The sequence below is a fragment of the Cellulosimicrobium sp. GQ32 genome (genome assembly GCF_059758455.1).
In genome coordinates this window covers 347465-369143 of sequence record NZ_JCAXEP010000001.1, presented here as the reverse complement: position 1 = coordinate 369143, position 21679 = coordinate 347465, and the positions used below count along the sequence as shown (strand labels likewise).

The 21679-nt window shown below is 75.7% G+C and carries 19 protein-coding genes; 11 read left to right on the top strand and 8 right to left on the bottom strand.

The window, feature by feature from the left end; genetic code table 11:
• Positions 1-23 precede the first annotated feature (23 nt).
• Genes AC6CH9_RS01460 through mshD form a run of 3 tightly spaced genes read right to left on the bottom strand, consistent with a single transcriptional unit; the run spans position 24 to position 4398 of the window.
• Entirely contained in the window at positions 24-1019 is a 996-nt protein-coding gene (locus AC6CH9_RS01460; protein ID WP_498153702.1) for an NUDIX hydrolase, read from the bottom strand.
• A 45-nt stretch (positions 1020-1064) separates the two neighbouring features.
• On the bottom strand, positions 1065-3329 hold the full coding sequence (locus AC6CH9_RS01455; protein WP_498153318.1) for an RNA degradosome polyphosphate kinase: 2265 nt from the start codon (positions 3327-3329) through the stop codon (positions 1065-1067).
• A gap of 43 nt (positions 3330-3372) precedes the next feature.
• The gene (gene mshD, locus AC6CH9_RS01450) at positions 3373-4398 is read right to left on the bottom strand and encodes a mycothiol synthase (RefSeq protein WP_498153317.1); all 1026 of its coding nucleotides are present in this window, start codon (positions 4396-4398) and stop codon (positions 3373-3375) included.
• A gap of 223 nt (positions 4399-4621) precedes the next feature.
• Between mshD and AC6CH9_RS01445 the strand changes: the two genes are divergently transcribed.
• From AC6CH9_RS01445 to AC6CH9_RS01435, 3 genes are all read left to right on the top strand, one after another.
• Positions 4622-5866, top strand: a complete 1245-nt coding sequence (locus tag AC6CH9_RS01445; RefSeq protein ID WP_498153316.1) for an MFS transporter — start codon at positions 4622-4624, stop codon at positions 5864-5866.
• A gap of 177 nt (positions 5867-6043) precedes the next feature.
• A complete protein-coding gene (locus AC6CH9_RS01440) occupies positions 6044-7237 on the top strand; it encodes an FAD-dependent oxidoreductase (protein WP_498153701.1) in 1194 nt (397 codons plus the stop codon).
• A gap of 40 nt (positions 7238-7277) precedes the next feature.
• Entirely contained in the window at positions 7278-8651 is a 1374-nt protein-coding gene (locus tag AC6CH9_RS01435) for an MFS transporter (RefSeq protein WP_498153315.1), read from the top strand.
• A 92-nt stretch (positions 8652-8743) separates the two neighbouring features.
• Here AC6CH9_RS01435 and AC6CH9_RS01430 read toward each other — a convergent pair whose 3' ends face one another.
• From AC6CH9_RS01430 to AC6CH9_RS01410, 5 genes are all read right to left on the bottom strand, one after another.
• On the bottom strand, positions 8744-9715 hold the full coding sequence (locus AC6CH9_RS01430) for a pentapeptide repeat-containing protein (protein WP_498153314.1): 972 nt from the start codon (positions 9713-9715) through the stop codon (positions 8744-8746).
• A gap of 195 nt (positions 9716-9910) precedes the next feature.
• Complete coding sequence (gene acs / locus AC6CH9_RS01425; RefSeq protein ID WP_498153313.1) at positions 9911-11929, bottom strand: acetate--CoA ligase; 2019 nt, start codon at positions 11927-11929, stop codon at positions 9911-9913.
• Between the two features lie 219 nt (positions 11930-12148).
• Positions 12149-12982: an RNA methyltransferase gene (locus AC6CH9_RS01420; protein ID WP_498153312.1), complete on the bottom strand. Its 834-nt coding sequence runs from the start codon at positions 12980-12982 to the stop codon at positions 12149-12151.
• Between the two features lie 2 nt (positions 12983-12984).
• Entirely contained in the window at positions 12985-14475 is a 1491-nt protein-coding gene (locus AC6CH9_RS01415; protein WP_498153311.1) for an NAD-dependent malic enzyme, read from the bottom strand.
• A gap of 380 nt (positions 14476-14855) precedes the next feature.
• Positions 14856-15677: an HAD family hydrolase gene (locus AC6CH9_RS01410; RefSeq protein ID WP_498153310.1), complete on the bottom strand. Its 822-nt coding sequence runs from the start codon at positions 15675-15677 to the stop codon at positions 14856-14858.
• 145 nt (positions 15678-15822) lie between these two features.
• Here AC6CH9_RS01410 and AC6CH9_RS01405 point away from each other — a divergent pair, with 145 nt between their 5' ends.
• The 8 genes from AC6CH9_RS01405 (at position 15823) to AC6CH9_RS01370 (ending at position 21482) form a co-directional block, all read left to right on the top strand.
• Positions 15823-16539, top strand: a complete 717-nt coding sequence (locus tag AC6CH9_RS01405; protein WP_498153309.1) for a CpaE-like family protein — start codon at positions 15823-15825, stop codon at positions 16537-16539.
• Positions 16536-17816 (top strand): TadA family conjugal transfer-associated ATPase, encoded by a 1281-nt coding sequence (locus AC6CH9_RS01400; RefSeq protein WP_498153308.1) that lies wholly within the window; start codon positions 16536-16538, stop codon positions 17814-17816. The genes AC6CH9_RS01405 and AC6CH9_RS01400 overlap by 4 nt, the downstream gene beginning before the upstream one ends.
• Positions 17817-17823: 7 nt before the next feature.
• Positions 17824-18474 (top strand): hypothetical protein, encoded by a 651-nt coding sequence (locus AC6CH9_RS01395; protein WP_498153307.1) that lies wholly within the window; start codon positions 17824-17826, stop codon positions 18472-18474.
• Positions 18471-19094, top strand: coding sequence for a type II secretion system F family protein (locus AC6CH9_RS01390; protein WP_498153306.1), 624 nt, complete (start codon positions 18471-18473; stop codon positions 19092-19094). The genes AC6CH9_RS01395 and AC6CH9_RS01390 overlap by 4 nt, the downstream gene beginning before the upstream one ends.
• A gap of 180 nt (positions 19095-19274) precedes the next feature.
• Entirely contained in the window at positions 19275-20081 is an 807-nt protein-coding gene (locus AC6CH9_RS01385) for an aminoglycoside 3'-phosphotransferase (RefSeq protein ID WP_498153305.1), read from the top strand.
• Between the two features lie 274 nt (positions 20082-20355).
• Positions 20356-20562: a DUF4244 domain-containing protein gene (locus AC6CH9_RS01380; protein ID WP_167551039.1), complete on the top strand. Its 207-nt coding sequence runs from the start codon at positions 20356-20358 to the stop codon at positions 20560-20562.
• A gap of 3 nt (positions 20563-20565) precedes the next feature.
• A complete protein-coding gene (locus AC6CH9_RS01375; RefSeq protein ID WP_498153304.1) occupies positions 20566-21018 on the top strand; it encodes a TadE family type IV pilus minor pilin in 453 nt (150 codons plus the stop codon).
• A complete protein-coding gene (locus AC6CH9_RS01370) occupies positions 21015-21482 on the top strand; it encodes an Rv3654c family TadE-like protein (RefSeq protein ID WP_498153303.1) in 468 nt (155 codons plus the stop codon). The genes AC6CH9_RS01375 and AC6CH9_RS01370 overlap by 4 nt, the downstream gene beginning before the upstream one ends.
• Positions 21483-21679: the final 197 nt, after the last annotated feature.

The window sequence follows — 21679 nt, the reverse complement described above, 5'->3', positions numbered from 1 at the left end:
GGAGCGCCGTCCTCGTCCTGGTCTCAGTGCAGCGGCGGGGCGACCTTCTCCGCCGCGACGACGCGCGGTCCCTTGGGCGTGCGCGCCACGTGGGCGACGATCATCTCGCCCGGCTCGAGGAACGGGTCGTGCGCCGGCAGCGCGTTCGCGACGGGCCGCCGCGAGTGCTGGCCGAGCACGTCGAGCACCGTGGGCAGCACGGGCCGGTGCGTGCACAGCACCGACGACCGCTCGGCCTCGAGGAGCTCGCGGACCGTCCGCGCGACGCGCGCGGGGGAGCGCTCGTGCTGCGCCTCCGTGAGGTGGTCGATGCTCACGGTCTCCAGCCCCGACGCGCCGGCGTAGGGCGCGATCGTCTGGGCGCACCGGTCCCAGCGGCTCGTCACGACGGTCTCGACGCCGTACGCCGCGAGCACGGGCACCAGGGCGACGGCCTGCGCGTGCCCCGCCGGCGTGAGCGGACGGTCCTGCTCGTCGCCGTGCCACGCCGAGCGCGCGACGGCCTTGCCGTGCCGGGCGATGACCACGACGTGCGTCGCCAGCCGGCCCTCCTCGCGCTCGCGGACGAGCGCCTCGAGCGGGGCGCGGTCGGCCTGGCGCGTGAGGCGCTGCGCGGCGTCGTCGGCCGACAGCCAGGCGGCACGGTCGATCTCCTGCGGCGACACCGGCGGGACGGGCGCGCGCGCGGCGAGCGCACCGGCGTCCGCCTTCCGCGAGGCCCGGCGCGCCGCCCAGTAGTGCACGCGCTTCACGCGCCCCTCGGGCGTGAGGTACTGGAGCCCCGGCAGCGGGACGCCCAGCACGACCGGCTTGCCCGTCTCCTCGGCGACCTCGCGCGCGGCAGCGGCCTGGAAGGTCTCGCCGGGGTCGAGCTTGCCCTTGGGCCACGACCAGTCGTCGTAGCGGGGCCGGTGGACGAGGCGGACCTGGAGGTCGTCGTCGCGCACGCGCCACACGAGGGCCCCGGCGGACTCGATGACCGGGGCGTGCGACACGTGCGTGGGGCCGAGGGCGTCCACGAGCGGCAGCCCGCTGCGCAGGGCGGGGGAGGGCACACCCATCCGCTACCGCCTCCCGACGAGCCGGCGGCGCTGCCGCTGCACGAGGCTCGCCTGGAGGTCGACGAGAGGCGCACCGTCGGGGCCCGACTCGGGCCGGTGCCAGGTGCCGTCGGCGTCGAGGTGCCAGGACGCGGTGCGCTCGGACATCGACACGTCGAGCAGGTCCAGCAGCTCGATGACCTGGTCGGGGTCCGTGATGCGCACGAGGGCCTCGACGCGGCGGTCGAGGTTGCGGTGCATGAGGTCGGCCGAGCCGATGAACACCTCGGGCCCGCTCTCGGGGCCCTCGCCGATGGCGGGGCCGGCGGAGTTGGCGAACGCGTAGATGCGCGAGTGCTCGAGGAAACGGCCGAGGATCGAGCGCACGCGGATGTTCTCGCTGAGCCCGGGCACGCCCGGGCGGACGGCACAGATGCCGCGCACGACGAGGTCGACCTTCACGCCCGCCTGCGACGCGCGGTACAGCGCGTCGAGCGTCGTCTCGTCGACGACGGAGTTGACCTTGATCTTCACCCACGCCTCGTGGCCGGCCTGCGCAGCGGCCGCCTCGCGGTCGATGCGCTCGACGAGCCCCGAGCGGACCGTGCGCGGCGCGACCAGCAGGCGGTGGAACCGCGACTGGGGCGCGTACCCGGAGAGCTGGTTGAACAGGCGCGTGAGGTCCTGGCCGACGTCGGGGTCGCACGTGAGCAGGCCGTGGTCGGTGTACAGGCGCGCGGTCTTCGGGTGGTAGTTGCCCGTGCCGACGTGGCAGTAGCGCCGCAGGCCGTCCGACTCCTGGCGCACGACGAGCGAGAGCTTGCAGTGCGTCTTGAGCCCGACGATCCCGTACACGACGTGCACGCCCGCCTGCTCGAGCTTGCGCGCCCAGGAGATGTTGGCCTGCTCGTCGAACCGGGCCTTGATCTCGACGAGCGCGAGCACCTGCTTGCCCGCCTCGGCCGCGTCGATGAGCGCGTCGACGATCGGCGAGTCGCCCGACGTCCGGTACAGGGTCTGCTTGATCGCGAGGACCGCCGGGTCGGCCGCCGCCTGCTCGAGGAACGTCTGGACCGACGTCGAGAACGAGTCGTACGGGTGGTGCAGCAGCACGTCGCGCTCGCGGATCGCGGCGAACACGTCGGTGGGCGACGCGCTCTCGACCTCGGCGAGGAGGCGGTGCGTCGTCGGGACGAACGGCGGGAAGTGCAGGTCCGCGCGGTCGAGGTCGGCGATGAGGTTGAGCCCCGTGAGGTCGAGCGGCTCGGGGATCTCGTAGACCTCCTCCTCGACCACGCCGAGCTCGCGCACGAGCAGCGCGCGGATGCGCGGGCTGATCCCCGGCGTCAGCTCGAGCCGCACCGGCGGCCCGAACCGCCGCCGCAGGAGCTCCTTCTCCATGGCCTGGAGCAGGTTCTCGGCGTCGTCTTCCTCGACCTCCACGTCCTCGTTGCGCGTGACGCGGAACAGGTGGTGCTCGCGCACCTCCATGCCGGGGAACAGATGGTCGAGGTGCTGGGCGATGACCTCCTCGATGGGCACGAACGACGTCGGCCCGCGGTCCGGGGCGGCGGTCTGCGACGTCGGCGCGCTCGGGCGGCCCCGCGCGTCCACGGCGATGAACCGGGGCAGGAGCGGGGGCACCTTGACGCGCGCGAAGTGCTCCTTGCCCGTTGTCGGGTTGGCGACCACGACCGCGAGGTTGAGCGACAGCCCCGAGATGTAGGGGAACGGGTGCGCCGGGTCGACGGCGAGCGGCGTGAGCACGGGGAAGATCTGCTTGCGGAAGAACTTGTGCAGGCGCTCCTGCTCGCGCGTCTCGAGCTCGTCCCAGTGGACGAGCGTGATGCCCTCGGCGGCCAGGGCCGGCTGGACGTCGTCGGCGAACACGCGCGCGTGACGCGCCATGAGGTCGTGCGCGCGCTCGCTGATCGCGTCGAGCACCTGGCGGGGCGAGAGCCCCGAGGCCGCGGTGACGGCGATGCCGGTCGCCATGCGGCGCTTGAGGCCGGCGACCCGGACCATGAAGAACTCGTCCAGGTTCGACGCGAAGATCGCGAGGAACCGCACGCGCTCCAGGAGCGGCTGGCTCGGGTCCTCCGCGAGCTCGAGCACGCGCTGGTTGAACGCGAGCCAGCTCAGCTCGCGGTCGGCGAACCGGTCGTCGGGCAGCGGACCGAGGCCGAGCTCCCCGCCCACCGGCTCGATCTCGGGTTCCTCCGCGATGTGCTCGGCGATGTGCGCGGCGAGGTCCGGGTCGAGCGTGCGCTGCGTGGACGTGTCGGTCATGGGTTCATGGTGGCACCAGTTGGTGAACGGTGCGTGACACGGGTCACCGTGCGGTCGGGCGCGCGTACTGCACGTGCACCGCGCGGCGCGCGAAGCCCGCGCGTTCGTACGTGCGCACCGCGGGCACGTTGTCGCCGTCGACGTACAGCACCGCGGTCGTGACCCCCCGCTCGGCGAGGTGTGCGAGCCCGACGGCGGTGAGCAGCCGGCCGAGCCCCTCGCCCTGGGCGGTCGGGACCACGCCGACGACGTAGATCTCGCCCTCGCGTGCGCCGTCGGGCCGGCCGGTCGGGATCTTGGTCCAGACGAACCCGACGAGCTCGGCCGTGCCGGAACCGGGGTCCGGGATGCGTTCGAGGAGCAGGAGCCCGGCGGCGTCGAACCAGTCCTCCCGCATCCGGGCGCGCAGGTCGTCGACGGTGAGCCGACCCTGCTCCGGGTGGTGCGCGAACGCCGCCGCGTTTGCCCTGACCCACGCGGCGTCGTCGGGCCCCGGCACGAACGCGCGCAGCCGCAGGCCCGCGGGGATCTCGGGACGCGCGTGCGCCTCCGGCCCGTCGAGGGGCCGCTCGAGGACGAGCAGCTCGCGCACGACGTCGTACCCCGCCCGCGCGGCGAGGCCGCGGGCCGCGGGCAGGTCGCCGTGGGCCCAGACGCGCAGCGGCGGGCGCGACGTCCGGGCGGGCTCGCCGTCGGTCTCCGCGCCGGGGTGCGGCTGCCCGTCCTGGTCGTGGTCGGGGTCGGTCGGTCGCGGCTCGGCCGCGCGGTCGGCCGCGCTGCCGAGCAGGTGGAACCCGAGACCGTGCCGCCGGTGCTCGGGGCGGACGACGAGCTCGGCGCTCGGCGCCTCGCCCCGCTTGTCCACCTGGGCGTACCCCGCGAGCTCGCCCGCCCGCCACGTGAGGAGGTGCACGACGTCGTCCGTCGCCTCGCGCAGGTTGAGCAGCGGCTGCTCCGAGAGGGGAGCGACGCCGTCCGCGCGCTCGGCCGCCGCGGCGAGGTCGTGGACCTGCGCGATCTCGACGTCGTCGATGAGCGGCCCGGTGTGCCAGAGGATCGCGGTCTCCACCGGTCCATCTTGCCCCCGGCGCACGCGCCCGGCCGAACCCCGGTCCCGCGGACGACGCGTCATGCCTGGTCGGGAAGGCTCCGGGGCGGGTGACGGTTGTCACGTCCGAGGGTTCGCGGCATCGACGACGGAGGGCAGGGGCGCCATGGGTGCGTGCGCGGTGGAGGAAGCGACGGAGCAGGTGCCCGGGGCGCCACCCGCGATAGCGGCCCCGGTGCCGGACGTGCGGGAAAGGCCCGGACCGGCACCGTCTCCGCGCGAACCGCGGGAGCCGGCGATCTGGACCCGCAACTTCCGGTACTACTTCACGGCCCGCAGCGCGGGGCTGCTGAGCTGGGCGATGCTGCCCGTCGCGGTCTCGGCCGGCCTGCTCGGCTCCGGGTACGGGCTGGCCGTCGCGGGGTACGCGATGGCGTTCCTCGTCGCCCCGTTCGCGGGCCTCGTGCTGTTCGGCGGGGTGCTCGCGGACCGGTTCACGGCACGCCGGATGATGATCGTCGCCGACGTCGCGAACCTCACCGCGCACGTGCTCCTCGCGGTCCTCTTCGTGCGGGGCATCGAGCACCTGTGGCACCTGTACGCGCTGCTCGTGGTGGCAGGCACCGCCAACGCGCTGTTCCAGCCGGGGGCCGCGTCGACCGTCCCGCTCGTGGCGCGCGACGTGCAGGGCGCGAACGGGATCCTGCGGACCTCCGAGGCGATCACCGGGCTCGGCGGCCCCGCGCTCGCCGGCGTCCTGGTCGGGTTCGGGTCGACGGGCTGGGTGATGATCCTCTCCGCCGTCGCCTACGGGACCAGCGCGCTGTGCCTCCTCGCGCTCCGGCTCGGCGTCGTGCCCGCGCCCCCGGCCGGGGCGGGGCTCTGGCGCAACCTCGCCGTCGGGTGGCGCGAGTTCCGCTCCCGCACGTGGCTGTGGGGCGTCATCGTCATCTGGATGGTCTACGCCGTGCTCGCCTGGGGGCCGCAGCTCCCCGTGGCGGCGGGGGTCGTCGTGCCCGAGCACGGCGCGACCGCGTTCGGCATCCTCAACAGCGCGCTCGGCGTGGGGACGGTCGTCGGCGGGCTGCTCGCGATCCGCTTCAAGCCCCGGCGACCGCTCGCGGCCGGGGCCCTCGCGCTCGTCGCCTACCCCCTCTACCCCCTCGGCCTGGTGCTCGGCTGGCCGGTGTGGGCGCTCGCCGTCGCGCAGGTGCTCGTGGGTGTGGGGGTCGGCGTGTGGGGCGTCATGTGGGCGACGAGCGTGCAGACCCAGGTGCCGGGCGACGTGCTCAACCGGGTCCACGCCTACGAGGTCGCGGGGTCGGTCGGCATGTACCCGATCGGCGCCGCCCTGGCCGGTCCCGCCGTCGCCGCGTTCGGCACCGACCGCGTCCTCCTCGTGGGCGCGGTCGTGGGAGCTCTCACGGTCGTCGCGCTCCTCGCCGTGCGGCCGATCCGCACGCTCGAGCGCGTCCCGGACCGCAACTGACGGCACCCGACACCCCTGACGGCTCGCGCCCCGTCGTCGAGAACGACGCCGCCCGCCGTCGAGCACGACATGGGGGTCGATGTCGGCTCCTGAGCGACCCCCATGTCGTGTTCGGCACAGTGCCGGGGGGCGGGGAAGGTTCGGTGGGCCGGGGTCGTTGAGGGCGTCGTGAGCGAGGTGACGGACGTGCAGGAGACGGTGGACGCGGCCGTGGGGACGGCCGGTGGCCCGGGGGACGCCGTGCGCGACGTCGTGGTCGTCGGCGCCGGGCAGGCGGGGCTGTCCGCGGCCTACCACCTGCGCCGCGCCGGGCTGGACCCGCTCGTGCTCGACGGCGGTCGCGGCCCGGGCGGGGCGTGGCAGGACCGCTGGGACTCGCTGACCATGGCCGAGACGCACGCCGTGCACGACCTCCCGGGCGTCCCCCTCCCGGCCGGGGATCCCGCAGAGCGCGCGAACGTCGCCGTGCCGCGCTACTACGCCGCGTACGAGCGCGAGAACGACCTGCGCGTCGTGCGCCCGGTCACGGTCGACGAGGTGGCGCAGGACCCCGACGACCCCACCTTGCTGCTGGTCCGGGCGACGGTCGGCACCGGGCCTCACGCCCGCGGGCTCGTGGTCCGCACGCGGACGCTCGTCAACGCGACGGGTACGTGGACCCGGCCGTTCTGGCCCCGCTACCCGGGCATGGAGACGTTCCGCGGGCGCCAGCTCCACACGCACGACTTCCGGGCGGCCGAGGACTTCGCGGGCCAGCACGTCGTGGTCGTGGGCGGCGGGGCGTCCGCGACGCAGCTCCTGCTGCAGATCGCCCCGCACGCGTCCGGCACCACGTGGGTCACGCGCCGCGAGCCCGTCTGGGTCGAGGAGGAGTTCTCGCCCGAGCTCGGGCGCGCGGCCGTCGCGCGCGTCGCCGAGCGGACGTCCGCCGGCCTCCCGCCGGGGAGCGTCGTCTCGGTCACGGGCCTGCCGCTCACGCCGCGCTACCGCGCGGGGATCGCGAGCGGGGTGCTGCGCCGTCGGCCGATGTTCGAGCGGGTGACGCCGTCGGGCGTCGAGTGGGCCGCGGGCGCGAACGACGACGGCCTGCTCTTCCAGCCCGCCGACGTCCTCCTCTGGGCCACCGGGTTCCGCGCCGCGCTCGACCACCTCGCGCCGCTCGCCCTGCGCGAGCCCGGCGGCGGGATCGTCCTCCACGGCACGACGGCGGCGCGCGACCCCCGCGTGCAGCTCGTCGGGTACGGGCCCAGCGCGTCGACGATCGGCGCGAACCGGGCCGGGCGCGAGGCAACGCGGGGAGTCGTGCGCGCGCTCGGTGCGGGCCCTGGCCTCGGGGACGCGGCGGGATCTCGTCTCCCGGTGGCGGTGTAAGCCCTCGTCAGGGCGGTCCGCCGCGGCCTACGGTGCACCCGTGAGCACCGAACCGCCCGCCCCCGACCCGTCGTCCGTGCGCCCTGTGGCCGCGCCCGGCGACCCTGCCCTCCCGACGCAGCGCCGCACCCTCACGACGCTCGCCGCGACGCAGGTGCTCTCGGGGGTCGGCGTCGCGAGCGGAATCGCGGTCGCGCCGCTCGTCGCGTCCGCGCTCTCGGGGTCCGACGCGATCGCCGGCCTCACCTCGACGTCGGGCGTCGTCGGCGCCGCGCTCGTCGCGCTGCCGCTCGCGCACGTCGCAGGGCAGCGCGGGCGGCGGCCATCCCTGCTCCTCGGCTTCGGCGTCGCGACCGGCGGCGCGGTCCTCGCGACGGTCGCCGTGCTCGTCGGCTCGTGGCCCCTGCTCGTCGTGGCCATGCTCCTGTTCGGGTCGGGCACGGCCGCCGGGCTCGCGTCCCGGTTCGCGGCGACCGACCTCGCGACGCCCCAGCGGCGGGCGCGCGACCTGTCCGTGGTGGTGTGGGCGACGACGGTGGGCTCCGTCGTCGGGCCGACGCTCGCCGGGCTCGCGGACCGCGTGGCCGGCCCGGGCCTGCGCCTCGGCGACGCGCACGCGCAGCACGGCTCGACCGCGCCGAGCGCCGCGCCGTTCGTCCTCGCGGCGATCGCGTTCGCGCTGGCGGCGGCTGTCGTCGCGGTGTGGCTGCGGCCCGACCCGCTGCTCGCGTCGCGCGCGACGTCGGACGCGGCGGACGTCGCAGCGCCCGCCGCGGCCCCGGCTGCTGTGCCGGGTGACGGCCCGGGGCCGTCGTGGCGCGACGGCCTGCGCGCAGGGTGGGCTGTGGTGTCGGCCAGCCCGACGGCGCGCCTCGCCCTCGGCGCGATCGTCCTGAGCCATCTCGTCATGGTCGGGCTCATGTCGATGACGCCCGTCCACATGAACCACGGCGGCGCGACGCTCCAGGTCGTCGGCCTGGTCATCAGCGCGCACATCGCGGGCATGTACGCGCTCAGCCCGGTCGTGGGGTGGCTCGCCGACCGGGTCGGGCACGCGCGCGTGCTCTACGTCGGGGGCGCGCTGCTCCTTGCGGCCGCCGTCGTGGTGGCGGGCGCGCCAGGGGAGGACTCCGCGCGGCTGACGGTCGGCCTCGTGCTGCTCGGGCTCGGCTGGTCGTGCGGGCTCGTCGCCGGGTCGGCGCTGCTCGTCGACGCCACACCCGGCCCGTCGCGCACGTCCGTGCAGGGCCTCTCCGACCTCGCGATGAACACGGGCGGCGCGGTCGGCGGCATCCTCGCCGGGGCGATCATCGGCTTCTCGTCGTACGGCGCGCTCGCCTGGGGCGCGGCGGCGCTCGTCGTCGTGTGCGCCGTCGTGGCGGCCCCGCTGGCGCGACGGGCCACCCTGCGCTGACCGAGATCGGCGGTCCCCGTCGGGATCGGCGGTCGCAGCTGCCGATCTCGACGGGGAGCGCCGATCTCGCGATGTGACCGGTGGGAGCGGACTCAGGCGACGGCGGCAGGGAGGGCCGTGCGCTCGTCCCGGCGGACCGCACCGGCCTGCGCCGGGGTGAGGAACAGCGCCCGGGAGAGGTCGGTGCCGCGCGCGTCGGCGCCGCGCAGGTCCGCGCCGAGGAGGTCGACGGCGTCGAACCGGCCCCCGCGCAGGTCCGCACCGAGCAGCAGCGCGCCGCGGAGATCGGAACCGGTGAGGTCGAGACCGCGCAGGTCGGCGCCGACGAGGTCCGCGCCGGGCCGCAGCCGGCGCCGCAAGCCGCCGTCGGGCGCCCGGTGCACGACGGCGGAGCCCCGCGGCCCGTCGCCGCGACCGTCGCTGGGTCCTCGGCGGAGGGTGCTCCGCGATCCGGCGTCGACGACTCCCTGTTGCGGAGGGCGGCGGGACGCGGTGGCCCGGGCCGCGTCGCGCACGAGCGCGCTCGCACGGTCGATCAGCCGCCCGACGTCGCGGCGGACGGCGCCGACGTCGAGCGCGAGGAGGGCGGCCGGGGCGAGGTCCGCGAGGGGTGCCGTCTGCGCGAGGGCGCGCCGTGCGTCGTCGTGCACGGGCGCTGCGGCGGGCAGCGACAGCACCTCGGCGAGGTACCAGAGCAGCTCGTGGAGCTGCGTGACGACGGGGAGCGCGGCGAACGCGTCGCGCGCGGCGGCGGCGTCGTCGCGCCACGTCGCGCCGTCGTGCGCGGACCGGACGGCCGCCGTCACGCGCTGGCCCGCCCCCAGGCAGTCGTACGCGACGCAGCCGGGGAAGCCGGACTCGCGCAGCCGCGAGTGGATGCCGCACCCGAAGTCGTCGAGCAGGTTCGGGCACGGGGTGCCTGCGGGCTTGTCGATCGCGAAGTCGGTGGAGCGCACGAGGTGCAGCCCGACGCAGCACAGGCCGGTGCAGCGCGCGCAGTCGCTGCGCAGGTCGAGCTGCTCGACGAGGAGGGCGCGACCGTCGGCCGCGGGAACGGGTGGCACGTCTCGACGCTACGCCGTCCACGGGACGCCGGGCACGGACATATCGCCCGCGGCGGGGGCGCCGCTCCACGCGGCTTCGTCACACGCTCGCCCGGGGCGGTCGCGCCGAGCACGAGCCTGCCCACCCACGAGAACGGGGTTGGTGTCGTTCTCCGCCGGAGAACGACACCAACCCCGTGGTCGGCGTGGGCCCGGTCAGTCGTCCGAGGACGACGGCTTCTGCAGGCCGGCCGAGATGAGGTCCATCACCGACGAGTCGGCGAGGGTCGTCGCGTCGCCGACGGTGCGGTTCTCCGCGACGTCGCGCAGCAGACGGCGCATGATCTTGCCGGACCGGGTCTTGGGCAGCTCCGGCACGACGAGGATGCGCTTGGGCTTGGCGATCGGGCCGATCTCCTTCGCCACGTGGTTGCGCAGCTCGGTCTGCACGGCGGCGGCGCCGTCGGCGTCCGCAGCCCTGGCCGCGTGCTCGCCGCGCAGGATGACGAACGCGACGACGGCCTGGCCCGTGAGGTCGTCGCTCGCGCCGACGACCGCGGCCTCCGCGACGATCTCGTGCGAGACGAGCGCCGACTCGATCTCCGTGGTGGACAGGCGGTGGCCCGAGACGTTCATGACGTCGTCGACCCGGCCGAGGAGCCAGATGTCGCCGTCCTCGTCCTTCTTGGCGCCGTCGCCCGCGAAGTAGATCCCCGGGAAGCGCGACCAGTACGTGTCCTTGAAGCGCTCGAGGTCGCCCCAGATGCCACGCAGCATGGACGGCCACGGCTCGGACAGCACGAGGTACCCGCCGCCGCCGTTCGGCACGGAGTGCGCCTCGTCGTCGACGACGTCCGCGGCGATGCCCGGGAGCGGCACCTGGGCGGAGCCCGGCTTGGCGGCCGTGACGCCGGGGAGCGGGGAGATCATGATCGCGCCCGTCTCCGTCTGCCACCACGTGTCCACGATGGGCGTGCGGTCGCCGCCGATGACGCGGCGGTACCACATCCACGCCTCGGGGTTGATGGGCTCGCCCACCGACCCGAGCACGCGCAGCGACGACAGGTCGAACTTCGCCGGGATCTCCTCGCCCCACTTCATGCACGCGCGGATCGCGGTGGGCGCCGTGTAGAGGATCGAGACCTTGTACTTCTCGACGATCTCCCACCAGCGGCCCTGGTGCGGCGAGTCCGGGGTGCCCTCGTAGATGACCTGCGTCGCGCCGTTGAGCAGCGGGCCGTAGACGACGTACGAGTGGCCCGTGACCCAGCCGATGTCTGCGGTGCACCAGTAGACGTCGCTCTCGGCCTTGAGGTCGAAGACGTTGCGGTGCGTGTACGCGGCCTGCGTGAGGTACCCACCGGTCGTGTGCAGGATGCCCTTGGGCTTCCCGGTCGTCCCGGACGTGTAGAGGATGAACAGCGGGTGCTCGGCCTCGACCCACACGGGCGTGTGCGTCGTGTCGGCCGACTCGAGCGCGTCGTGCCACCACACGTCGCGGCCGTCCGTCCAGGCCGTGTCCTGCCCCGTGCGACGCACGACGAGCACGTGCTCGACCGTGGTCGGGTCCGCGCCCTCCTTGGGCGCGAGCGCCTCGTCGACCGCGGGCTTGAGGGCCGAGGCCGCGCCGCGGCGGTACCCGCCGTCGGCCGTGATGACGAGCTTCGCCTCGGCGTCGGCGATGCGGCTGCGCAGCGCGTCGGCGGAGAACCCGCCGAACACGACCGAGTGCGGGGCGCCGATGCGCGCGCACGCGAGCATCGCGACGACGGCCTCGACGACCATCGGCAGGTAGATGACGACGCGGTCGCCGGTCTCGACGCCCAGCGCCGCGAGCGCGTTGGCCGCACGCGACACGTCGCGCTGGAGCTCCGCGTACGTCACCGTGCGGGTGTCGCCCGGCTCGCCCTCGAAGTGGATCGCGACCCGGTCGCCCAGTCCCGCCTCGACGTGACGGTCCACCGCGTTGTAGGCGGCGTTGAGCGTGCCGTCCGCGAACCAGCGCGCGACGGGAGCCTGCGACCAGTCGAGCGTCTCGGTGAAGGGCGTGCGCCACGTGACGAGGTCGTTCGCCTGCCGCGCCCAGAACGCGAGCCGGTCGGCCCGTGCCTCCTCGTAGAGCTCCGGCTTCGCGTTCGCCTGCGCGGCGAACTCCGGGCTCGGCGGGAAGCTCCGGGTCTCGTGGAGGAGGTTCTCCAACCCGGGCTGGGCAGTGGTGGACTCGTTCTCTGGCACGCTGACCTCCGGTGCGCATCGACTCTGGTGCGGCGCCCGTGCGTGGGCCACCGGGGAGCGGCGGCGGACGCAGGGCGGTCGGACGCCCACCGCGGCAGGCCCCGACCTTCGGGAGTCTAGACCCGTTGTCGTGAGCGCGGTCACAGAGGTCCACCATTCGGCGGGATCGCTCGCAAATACCCCGAGGATGGGACCCGCGGGGCTCCCGGGACCGCCGCGTCAGCGCGCCCGGCGCTGGCGCACGGCCTCGTACAGCACGACCGTGGTCGCGCTCGCGGCGTTGAGCGAGCTGGCCGTGCCGAGCATGGGGATGCTCACCATGACGTCGCAGGCTTCGCGCCAGCCCGCGCTGAGACCGGTCGTCTCGTTGCCGGTGAGGACGAGGGTCGGGCGGGTGAGGTCGTGCTCGGCGAGCTCGACGTCGCCGTGCTCGTCCGTCCCGAGCAGGGTCAGCGGGACCCCGGCGGAGCGCTGTGCGGCGACCCAGCCGAGGACGTCGCGCCCCGCGGGCACGCGGACCGTCGGCACGGAGAAGATCGAGCCGGTGCTCGCGCGCACGGCCCGCGGGTCGTACGGGTCCGCGGCGTGCCCCGCGACGATCAGGCCGCCGCCCCCGAACGCGTCGAGCGACCGCGCGACCGTCCCGACGTTCCCCGGGCTCGTGGGCCGGTCGAGCACGACGCCGAGGAACGCGGTGTCGGCCCCCGAGGCGCGGCCGTCCGCGGCGATCCGCCCCAGGTCGTCGGGCGGTGTCGCGACGACCGCGAGCAGCTCGGGGGCGTCGTCCTCCTTGCCGCCGAGCTCACGCATCAGCTCCGACGACACGGCGAACCGCTGGGTGCGCACGCGGTCGAGCATCGCGTGCGCCCAGCTCGACAGCGACCGGTCCGCGTCCACGAGCCACGTCCGCACGGTCCAGCCGGACTCGACGGCGAGCGTGATCGGGCGCACCCCCTGGACGACCATCTCGCCCGCGCGGTGCCGCTTGGTGCGGTTGGTGAGCAGCGCCTCCCACTGCTGGAACGCGGCGTTGCGGGTGGTGACGCGCTGCACGGTCAGGCCTCCGTGGTGGTGGTCGAGGTCGGCGAGACCGACGTGGGTGCCGTCGCGGGCGCGACGCGCGGGAGCCCGCCGGTGAGCGCGGCGGGCTCGGCCTCGTCGGCAGCACGCGCGGCCCGCTCGACGGCGGCGGCGACGAGCGTCGTCACCTCGGGGTTGAACACGCTCGGGATGATGTAGGTCGGGTTGAGCTGGTCCTCGTGGATCGCGGACGCGAGGGCGCGGGCCGCCGCGAGCAGCATCCCGTCGGTGATGCGGTGCGACTGCGCGTCGAGCAGGCCGCGGAACACGCCGGGGAACGCGAGGACGTTGTTGATCTGGTTCGCGAAGTCGGAGCGCCCGGTGCCGACGATCGCCGCGTGCCGCGCCGCCTCGACCGGGTCGACCTCGGGGCGCGGGTTCGCCATCGCGAAGACGATCGCGCCGGGCGCCATGCGCGCGACGTCGTCGCCCGTGAGGACGTCGGGAGCGGACACGCCGATGAACACGTCCGCGTCCACGACGGCCTCGCGCAGCGTCCCGGTGACGCGCCGCGGGTTGGTGTTGACCGCGGTCCACGCGAGCGACGGCGACAGGCCCGGCCGTGCGGGGTGGACGACGCCCTCGATGTCGGCGACGACGACGTCGTGCGCGCCCGCGGCGAGCAGCAGCTTGAGTACCGCGGTCCCGGCGGCACCGGCGCCCGACAGCACGATGCGCACGTCCGGCAGGTCCTTGCCCACGACCTTCAGCGCGTTCGTCAGCGCCGCCAGCGCGACGATCGCCGTGCCGTGCTGGTCGTCGTGGAACACGGGGATGTCGAGCTCGGCGCGCAGCCGTGCCTCGATCTCGAAGCAGCGCGGCGCCGAGATGTCCTCGAGGTTGATGCCGGCGAACACGGGCGCGATGGCCTTGACGGTGCGGACGATCTCGTCGACGTCGGTGGTGTCGAGCGCGATCGGGAACGCGTCGATGTCCGCGAACCGCTTGAACAGCGCGGCCTTGCCCTCCATGACGGGCAGCGAGGCGAGCGGGCCGATGTCTCCCAGCCCGAGCACGGCCGATCCGTCGGTGACCACCGCGATGGTGTTGCGCTTGATCGTGAGGCGGCGCGCGTCGTCGGGCTTGGCCGCGATCGCCTCGCACACGCGCGCGACGCCGGGCGTGTAGATCATCGACAGGTCGTCGCGGTTGCGGATCGGTACCTTGGACTCGATCTTCAGCTTGCCGCCCAGGTGCAGCAGGAACGTGCGGTCCGAGACGCGGTCGACCACGACGCCCGGCAGCGCGCGCAGCGCCTCGACGATCTGCCCGGCGTGCTCCTCGCCGCGCGTCGCGACCGTGACGTCGACCGTGATGCGCTCGTGGCCCGACGCCGTGACGTCGAGGGCGGAGACGATCCCGCCCGTGTGCTCGATCGCCGTCGTCAGCTCGCTCACGGCGGTGGGACGCGCCTCGACCTGGAGGCGGACGGTGATGGAGGAGGAGACACTCGGCGCTGACGTCATGGGCTCCAGTATCGCGCGGCGGCCACGTACCGGGCACGACGACGGCGCCCCCTCAGGAGCGCCGTCCCGCCAGCATCGCGGCGGCTATCAGGCGTGCAACCGTGTCCGCTGCAACGGCGCGAGGTGGCCGTCGTGGCCGGGTCTCGTCCGGTCAGCGAGTCCCTACGTGGACTTCCTGCGCGTGGGTACCGCCGAGATGCTGTTGTCCCTCCATCACAGCCCGGGCGGTCGGCGAGCGCAACCGCTCCGCGGGTACTTCCACACCGTGTTCTACAGGCGTTCGAACAGCTCGGAGCGGTTGGTCCGGGAGGTCCGGATCGGCCCTTCGGCGCGTGCGGTGGGTTCGTGATCTCGGCTCGGGCCCGTCCGTCGCGGCGGCTTCAGCCGCGGCGGCGACGGCGCAGCGCGCGCCAGACGACCCACGCCACGACGCCGAGCGCGACGACGCCGGCCGCGGCGAGGGCCGGCGTCGACCCGGCGAGGTGCGACCGCAGGGCTACGGGCTTCGAGAACGTCAGGGTACCCCAGCCGTGCTCCGCGGCGAGCCGGCGCAGCGTCCGGTCGGGGTTGACGACGAACGCGTGCCCGACGGCGCCCAGCATGGGGGCGTCGGTCACGGAGTCGGAGTAGGCGTAGCTCGCCTCCAGGTCGTACCCCTCGCGCTCGGCGAGCTCGCGGAGCGCGACGGCCTTGTTCTCGCCGTACGCGTAGAAGTCGATCGCGCCCGTGTACCGGCCGTCCTCGACGGCCATGCGCGACGAGATCGCGTGGTCGGCGCCCAGCACCGCCGCGATGGGCTCGACGACCTCGCTCCCGGAGGCGGACACGATGACGACGTCGTGCCCGTGCTCGTGGTGGGACTCGATGAGCTCGACCGCCTCCGCGTAGACGACGGGGTCGATGTGCTCGTGCAGCGTCTCCTCCACGATGCGCGACACCGTGGCCACGTCCCAGCCGGTCACGAGGCTCGACAGGTGCGCGCGCATGCGCTCGGTCTGGTCCGCGTCCGCGCCGCCGACCATGAACAGGAAGTGGGCGTACGCGCTGCGCAGCACGTCCCCGCGGTTGATGAGCCCGCCGGCGAAGAACGGCCGGGAGAACGCCGCGGCCGACGACGTCGCGATGATCGTCTTGTCCAGGTCGAAGAACGCGGCGACCCGGCCGGTGCGCGGCGGGTCCGTCGGGTCCGGGAGCGGGGTCACGGTCGCGAGCCTAGCCGCGGAACGTGGCCGTCCACAGGAGCGCTCGCCGGGGCACCCGTCCACAGGTCGCGCGGGCGGCCCGACGGCGCCCCGCCGGTCAGGGCAGGGTGGGGCGCCGGTCGACGGGGCAGCGGAGGAGGACACGATGGGCGGAGCGGTCGTGGCGGTGGTGGGAGCGCGCGGCGGGGCGGGGGCGAGCGTCGTCGCGGCCTCGCTCGCCCGCGCGGTGGCACGACGCCGCGCACCCACCTGCCTGGTCGACCTCGCGCTCGTGGGCGGTGGTCTCGACGTGCTCCTCGGGATCGAGCAGGACCCGGGGGTGCGCTGGCCCGACCTCGCCGACGCGCGCGGCCGGCTCGACGGCGAGGACCTCCTCGCGCGCCTGCCGCGGTGGGGCACGGTCCCGGTCGTCAGCACCGAGCGCGGCGGCGGCCCGGAGGCCGCGGCGCTCGCAGACGTCGTGGCGGGGCTCGCCGAGGTCACGTCCGGCCGGTCGGGGGTCCTCGTGCTCGACGTCGACCGTGCCGCGATCGGGTCGGGCGCGGCCGGCGCCGGGCTGCTCGGGGCGTGCGACGAGGTGCTGGTCGTGACTCCGCTCGACGTGGCCGGGGTCGCAGGCGCCGCGGCGGTGCGCGACCGGGTCCTCGGTCGGGCGGCCCTCGTCCTGCGCCGCCCCGCTCCGGGGCGGTTGTCCGGCGGCGAGGTCGCGGACGCCGTCGGGCTCGAGGTCGCCGCCACGGTGGGCTGGGACCGGGCGCTCGCCGGGGCGATCGAGCGCGGCCAGGGTCCGTGCGTCGGCCGGGGGCCGGTCGTCCGCGCGGGTCGAGACCTCGCGGCGCGGTACGCGGGGAGCGACCGGTGAGCGGGCGCGACGCGGCTCCCGGGCGGACCGAGCGGGGGCGCGGCCCGCTGCTCGACGGCGTCCGGGACCGCCTCGTGCGGGTCGGTGCCGAGCCGGGAGCGCGCTCGGGGGCGGGACCCGACGACGCAGCTGTCGCCGACGCGCTGCGCGCGTCCGGGCGCGTGCTCGGTACCACCGCCCTGCGGGAGCTCACCCGCACGGCGCACGCGGAGATCTTCGGCGCAGGCCCGCTCCAGCGGTACCTCGACGAGCCGGGCGTGACCGACGTGCTCGTCAACGGGCCGGACGAGGTCTGGGTCGACCGTGGGACCGGGCTCCAACGGGTCGTCGTCCCGCTCGGCGGGCCGGAGGCCGTGCGGTCGCTGGCCGTGCGGCTCGCCGCCGCGGGCGGACAGCGCCTCGACGACGCCTCGCCCGTGGTCGACGCCCGGCTCCCCGACGGGACGCGGCTCCACGCGGTGGTGGCACCCGTGTGCGGGCCCGGAGCCGTGATCTCGCTGCGCGTGCTGCGGACGCGGACGTTCGGGCTGGCCGACCTCGTCGCGTCCGGCACGGTGCCGGGCGCCTGGGAGCCGGTCCTGCGCGGGCTCGTCGCCCGGCGCGCGAGCGTGCTCGTGTCCGGGGGGACCGGGACCGGCAAGACGACCCTGCTCGCCGCGCTGCTCGCGCTCGTCCCGCCCGACGAGCGCATCGTCTGCGTGGAGGAGGCCCGCGAGCTCGACCCTGACCACCCGCACGTCGTCCCGCTCACCGCGCGGCGGGCGAACGTCGAGGGAGCCGGCGGGGTCGACCTCGCCGACCTCGTGCGCGCCGCCCTCCGGATGCGCCCCGACCGCATCGTGCTCGGCGAGTGCCGTGGGGCGGAGGTCCGCGAGGTGCTCATGGCCCTCAACACCGGTCACGAGGGCGGCCTGGCGACGATCCACGCCAACGACGTCGAGGTGATCCCGGCCCGGCTGGAGGCGTTGGCAGCGCTCGCGGGCATGGACCGCGCCGCCGTGGCGGCACAGGTGGTCGGCGGGCTCGACGTCGTGCTGCACCTGCGCCGCGTGCGCGCGGGCGGCACCACCCGGCGCGTGCTCGCCCAGGTCGGGGTCGTGCGCGGCGACGTCCGGGCCGGGCTCCGGGTCGACGTCGCGGCCTCGTGGGACGGGGTGTCGGGCCTGCGCGACGGCTCCTCTGTCGGTGTCGGTGTCGATGAGGACGGCGGCGCCGGCACCACCGGGCCCGTCGCCGGACCGGCCTGGGACGAGCTCGTGGCGCGGTGGTGCGCGTGAGGTGCGCATGACGCTCCTCGTGGGCGTGCTCGTCGGCGCGGCGGTCTGGTGCGTGGCAGCGCGCGGCGGGCGCCGGGCCAGCAGCGTCGTCGGTACCTCGTCGTCGCGACCCGGGCGACCGGCGTTCCTGCCGCGTCGTTCCCGGGCACGGGCGATACCGGAGCTGGTGCGCGTCGTCGTGACACAGGTGGGGTCGCTCCTGCGGTCCGGTGCCGCGCCCGGCGCCGCGTGGGAGCGGGCGGTCGGGGTGCGGGTCGACGCCGCCGGCGTACCCCGGGTCGCCGACCTCGCGCCGCACGTGGGCGGGCCCGCGACCGCGCGGGCACTCGTCGCGGCGTGCCGGCTCGCGGCCGAGGTGGGCGCACCGCTCGCCTCCGTGCTCGACGAGGTCGCGGCATCGGTGGCGGCCGACGCCGAGGCCCGCGCGGAGCGGGACGCGGCGCTCGCCGGGCCCCGGGCGACCGCGCGCGTGCTCCTCTGGCTCCCGGCGGTCGGTGTGCTGCTGGGCTACGTCCTCGGTGCCGACCCGCTCGGCACCGCGACCGACGGCGGCCTCGGGACGGTCGGGGTCCTGCTGGGGCTCCTGCTCCTGCTCGCGGGCCGCACCTGGTCCGCGCGGCTCGTCGAGCGGGCGCGCAGCGCGGGGGAGGACCGGTGACCGCGCTCCTGGTGACGGCATGGACCCTGGCGGCGACCGCGCCGTGGTGGGTAGCGCGGGCGGTCGTCGAGCGGCGGGCCGTCGCGGTGTCGCGACGCGCGCAGAGCGCCGTCGGCCGCCCCGACGGGGCGCGGGGTGACGGCGAGCGGGAGGCCCAGGGCGGAGGTCGGGGGCGCCCGGACGACACCGGGACCCTCGAGACGGGCGTGCTCCTCGAGCTCTTGGCGGCGGCGGTCCGCTCCGGGGCCGCGGTGCCGCGCGCGCTGGACGTGGTCGGCTCGTGCGTCGGTGGTCGGGAGGGGGCTGGGCTGCGGGCCGCGGGCGCGGCCCTCCTCCTCGGCGCGTCCTGGGACGCCGCCTGGGTGACGGCGCCACCGCGGCTCGCGGTCGTGCAGCGCGCGCTGCGTCCGGCCTGGCTGCACGGCGCCGCCCCCGCACCCGCGCTGCGGGCCGCGGCGCAGGCGTCGCGACAGGACCGGACCGCCGCGGCCAAGACCGCCGCAGCGGGCCTCGCCGTGCACCTCGTGCTCCCGCTCGGCGCGTGCTTCCTCCCGGCGTTCGTGCTCGTCGGGCTGGTGCCCGTCCTCGTCTCGCTGGGGTCCGGTCTGTTGGGCGGGTAGTCGATCCTCTCGGACTGTCGGACTGTCGGACTGTCGGACTGTCGGACTGTCGGACTGTCGGACTGCGGGACTGCGGGACTGCTGGCACCGGGCCCGCACCCGTGCCCAGACTTGCTCGTGCCGGGTCGAGCGCGAGTGCTGTCGATGCCGTACCGACGGGCCGCTCGCTACGGTGGGCCGATGGATGCGACCGCCGTCGGCCAGACCGAGCGGGGAGACCTCGCCCAGGGGCGCTGGAAGGAGGTCGGTAGCGGCGAGTCGTCCGCCCGGGTGTTCGTGAGCACGGACGGTGCTCGGTACGCCAAGGTCGTGAGCGACGACCAGACGGCCGCGCTGGCCGGCGAGCGCGATCGCGTGCGGTGGGCCGCCGACCAGGGGATCCCCGGGCCCCGGTTGCTGGGATGGGCGGAAGCCCCGGACGGGGCGGTCCTGACGACCAGCGCGGTGCCCGGGACGCCGGCCGACCAGGTCCGTCCTGACCAGGTCTGGCAGGCGTGGACGAACATCGCCGCGGCGGCCGCGGCGCTCCACGACGTCCCTGTTGGCGACTGCCCGTTCGACCGGGGGCTGCGCACGATGTACGCGCTGGCGCAGGACGTGGTGGCGCGTGGCGCCGTGCGCCGGGAGTTCCTGCGCCCCGAGCAGGAGCCGCGGACGGGCCGCGACCTGCTCGCCGAGCTCGCCGCCGAGCTGCCCGTACGCCAGGAGCAGGAGGCAGCCGACCAGGTGGTCTGCCACGGCGACCTCTGCCTGCCCAACATCCTGCTCGACCCGGAGACGCTGGAGTTCTCCGGGTTCGTCGACCTCGCTCGCCTCGGCGTGGCCGACCGGCACGCCGACCTGTCGTTGCTGCTCGCGAGCGCGCAGGACACGTGGCCGGACGAGGCCCGGCACCTCCAGGACCAGCTCCAGCCGCTCTACGGGTCTCCGGTCGACCCGGACCGGCTCCGGTTCCACCTCTTCCTGGACCCCCTGACCTGGGACTGACGGCCCGCACGGAGCCAGCCTCCTCGGTGTTCCGAGCGGCGCCACCGGCGGGCGCGGAGCCTCGGGTGCGCACACGTGCAGGTCCTGGGCGCGCACACGTGCAGGGTCCTCGGCACGACGATTCCCCGGCGTGCGGGGACCGTCGCCGTCCACAGGTCCCTCGCGCGAGGGTCCCGTCCACCGACGACGCGGGGCAGGGTGCTGACCCGGTCGTCGACCCGCCACGGTGTCCTGGACCGCCCGCAGACGCGGGCAACGAGAGGGGAGACCTGACATGCCAGGACGAGTTCGGCGCGCGCTCGCGCGCCTGACGGGGACGAGCACGGGACAGGACGGTGAGGCTGGTCTCGCGACCGCGGAGTACGCCATCGCGACCGTCGCGGCGGCGGGTTTCGCCGGGCTGCTCATCGTCGTGCTCAAGAGCGGCGAGGTGCGCGAGCTGCTGCTCGGCATCGTGCGCAGCGCGCTGTCGCTGGGCTGAGCCGTGCGACGGGACGCAGGCACGGGCACCGGTGCGTGGTGCAGGCCCCGGTCGTGGACGCTCCGCTCGCGCGAGGTCTGCCCGCGCTGGGTCTGCCTGCGCGGGCTCCGGCCTCGCGACGGCCGGGAGCGGGGTGCGGTCACGGCCGAGCTCGCCGTCGCGCTGCTGGCGGTCGTCCTCGTCCTCGTCGTCGTCCTCACCCTCGCCGCGGCGGCGGGCGCCCAGATGCGCTCCGCCGACGCGGCGAGGGCCGCCGCCCGTGCCGCCGCGATCGGTGAGGACGACGCGACCGTCCGCGCGACGGCGCTCCGGCTGGCCGGGGACGACGCGACCGTCGGCGTCGTGCGCGGCGACCCGTGGGTCGAGGTCCGCGTCACGACGCCCGTCGTCGGCGGGTGGCTCTCCGGGTCGCCGCTGCGTGCGAGCGGCGAGGCCGTCGCGTGGGTCGAGCCGTGACCCCGGAACGGGCTGTGGTCGGGGGAGGCCCGACCGCGCGTGCGCGGCGAGCGCGCAGCACCGGTCGCGGTACGGCCCAGGCCGGGAGCGGGCAGCACGACGAGGCACTCGACGCGGAGCGCGGAGCGGGCACGGTGCTCGTGCTCGGCGTCGTCGCCGCCGTGCTCGTCCTCGCCCTCGGGCTGGCCGCGCTCGCGCACGCCCAGGCGGCACGTGGGGCAGCGCAGACCGGGGCCGACCTCGCGGCGCTCGCGGCCGCCACGGCCGCTCGCGACGGCTGGGACCCGTGCGGTCGCGCCCGCGAGGTCGCGGCGCGTAATGCGGTGTCGGTCACCGCGTGCGGCGAGCAGGGCGGCGGGGTCGTGCGGGTGGACGTCGCCTCGACCACCGGCGTCACCGTCCTCGGTGTCGCGCTGGGCCGGGCGAGCGCCGCTGCCCGGGCCGGCCCGGCGACGGAGCGCTGAACGAGCGCCCTGTCCACGGTGCCCACGGACCCAGGACCACGGACCACGGACCACGGTGAGACGGACCCGGTCGGGGTGGGTGCTGGTGCCGCGTTCGTGGTCGGGCCTGGAGCAGATCTCGACCGATGACAGGCGGGCCGCGAGGAACGAGCGGTGGTCGGTGGACGCGGAACCACCACCGCCCGGACCGCCCAGCG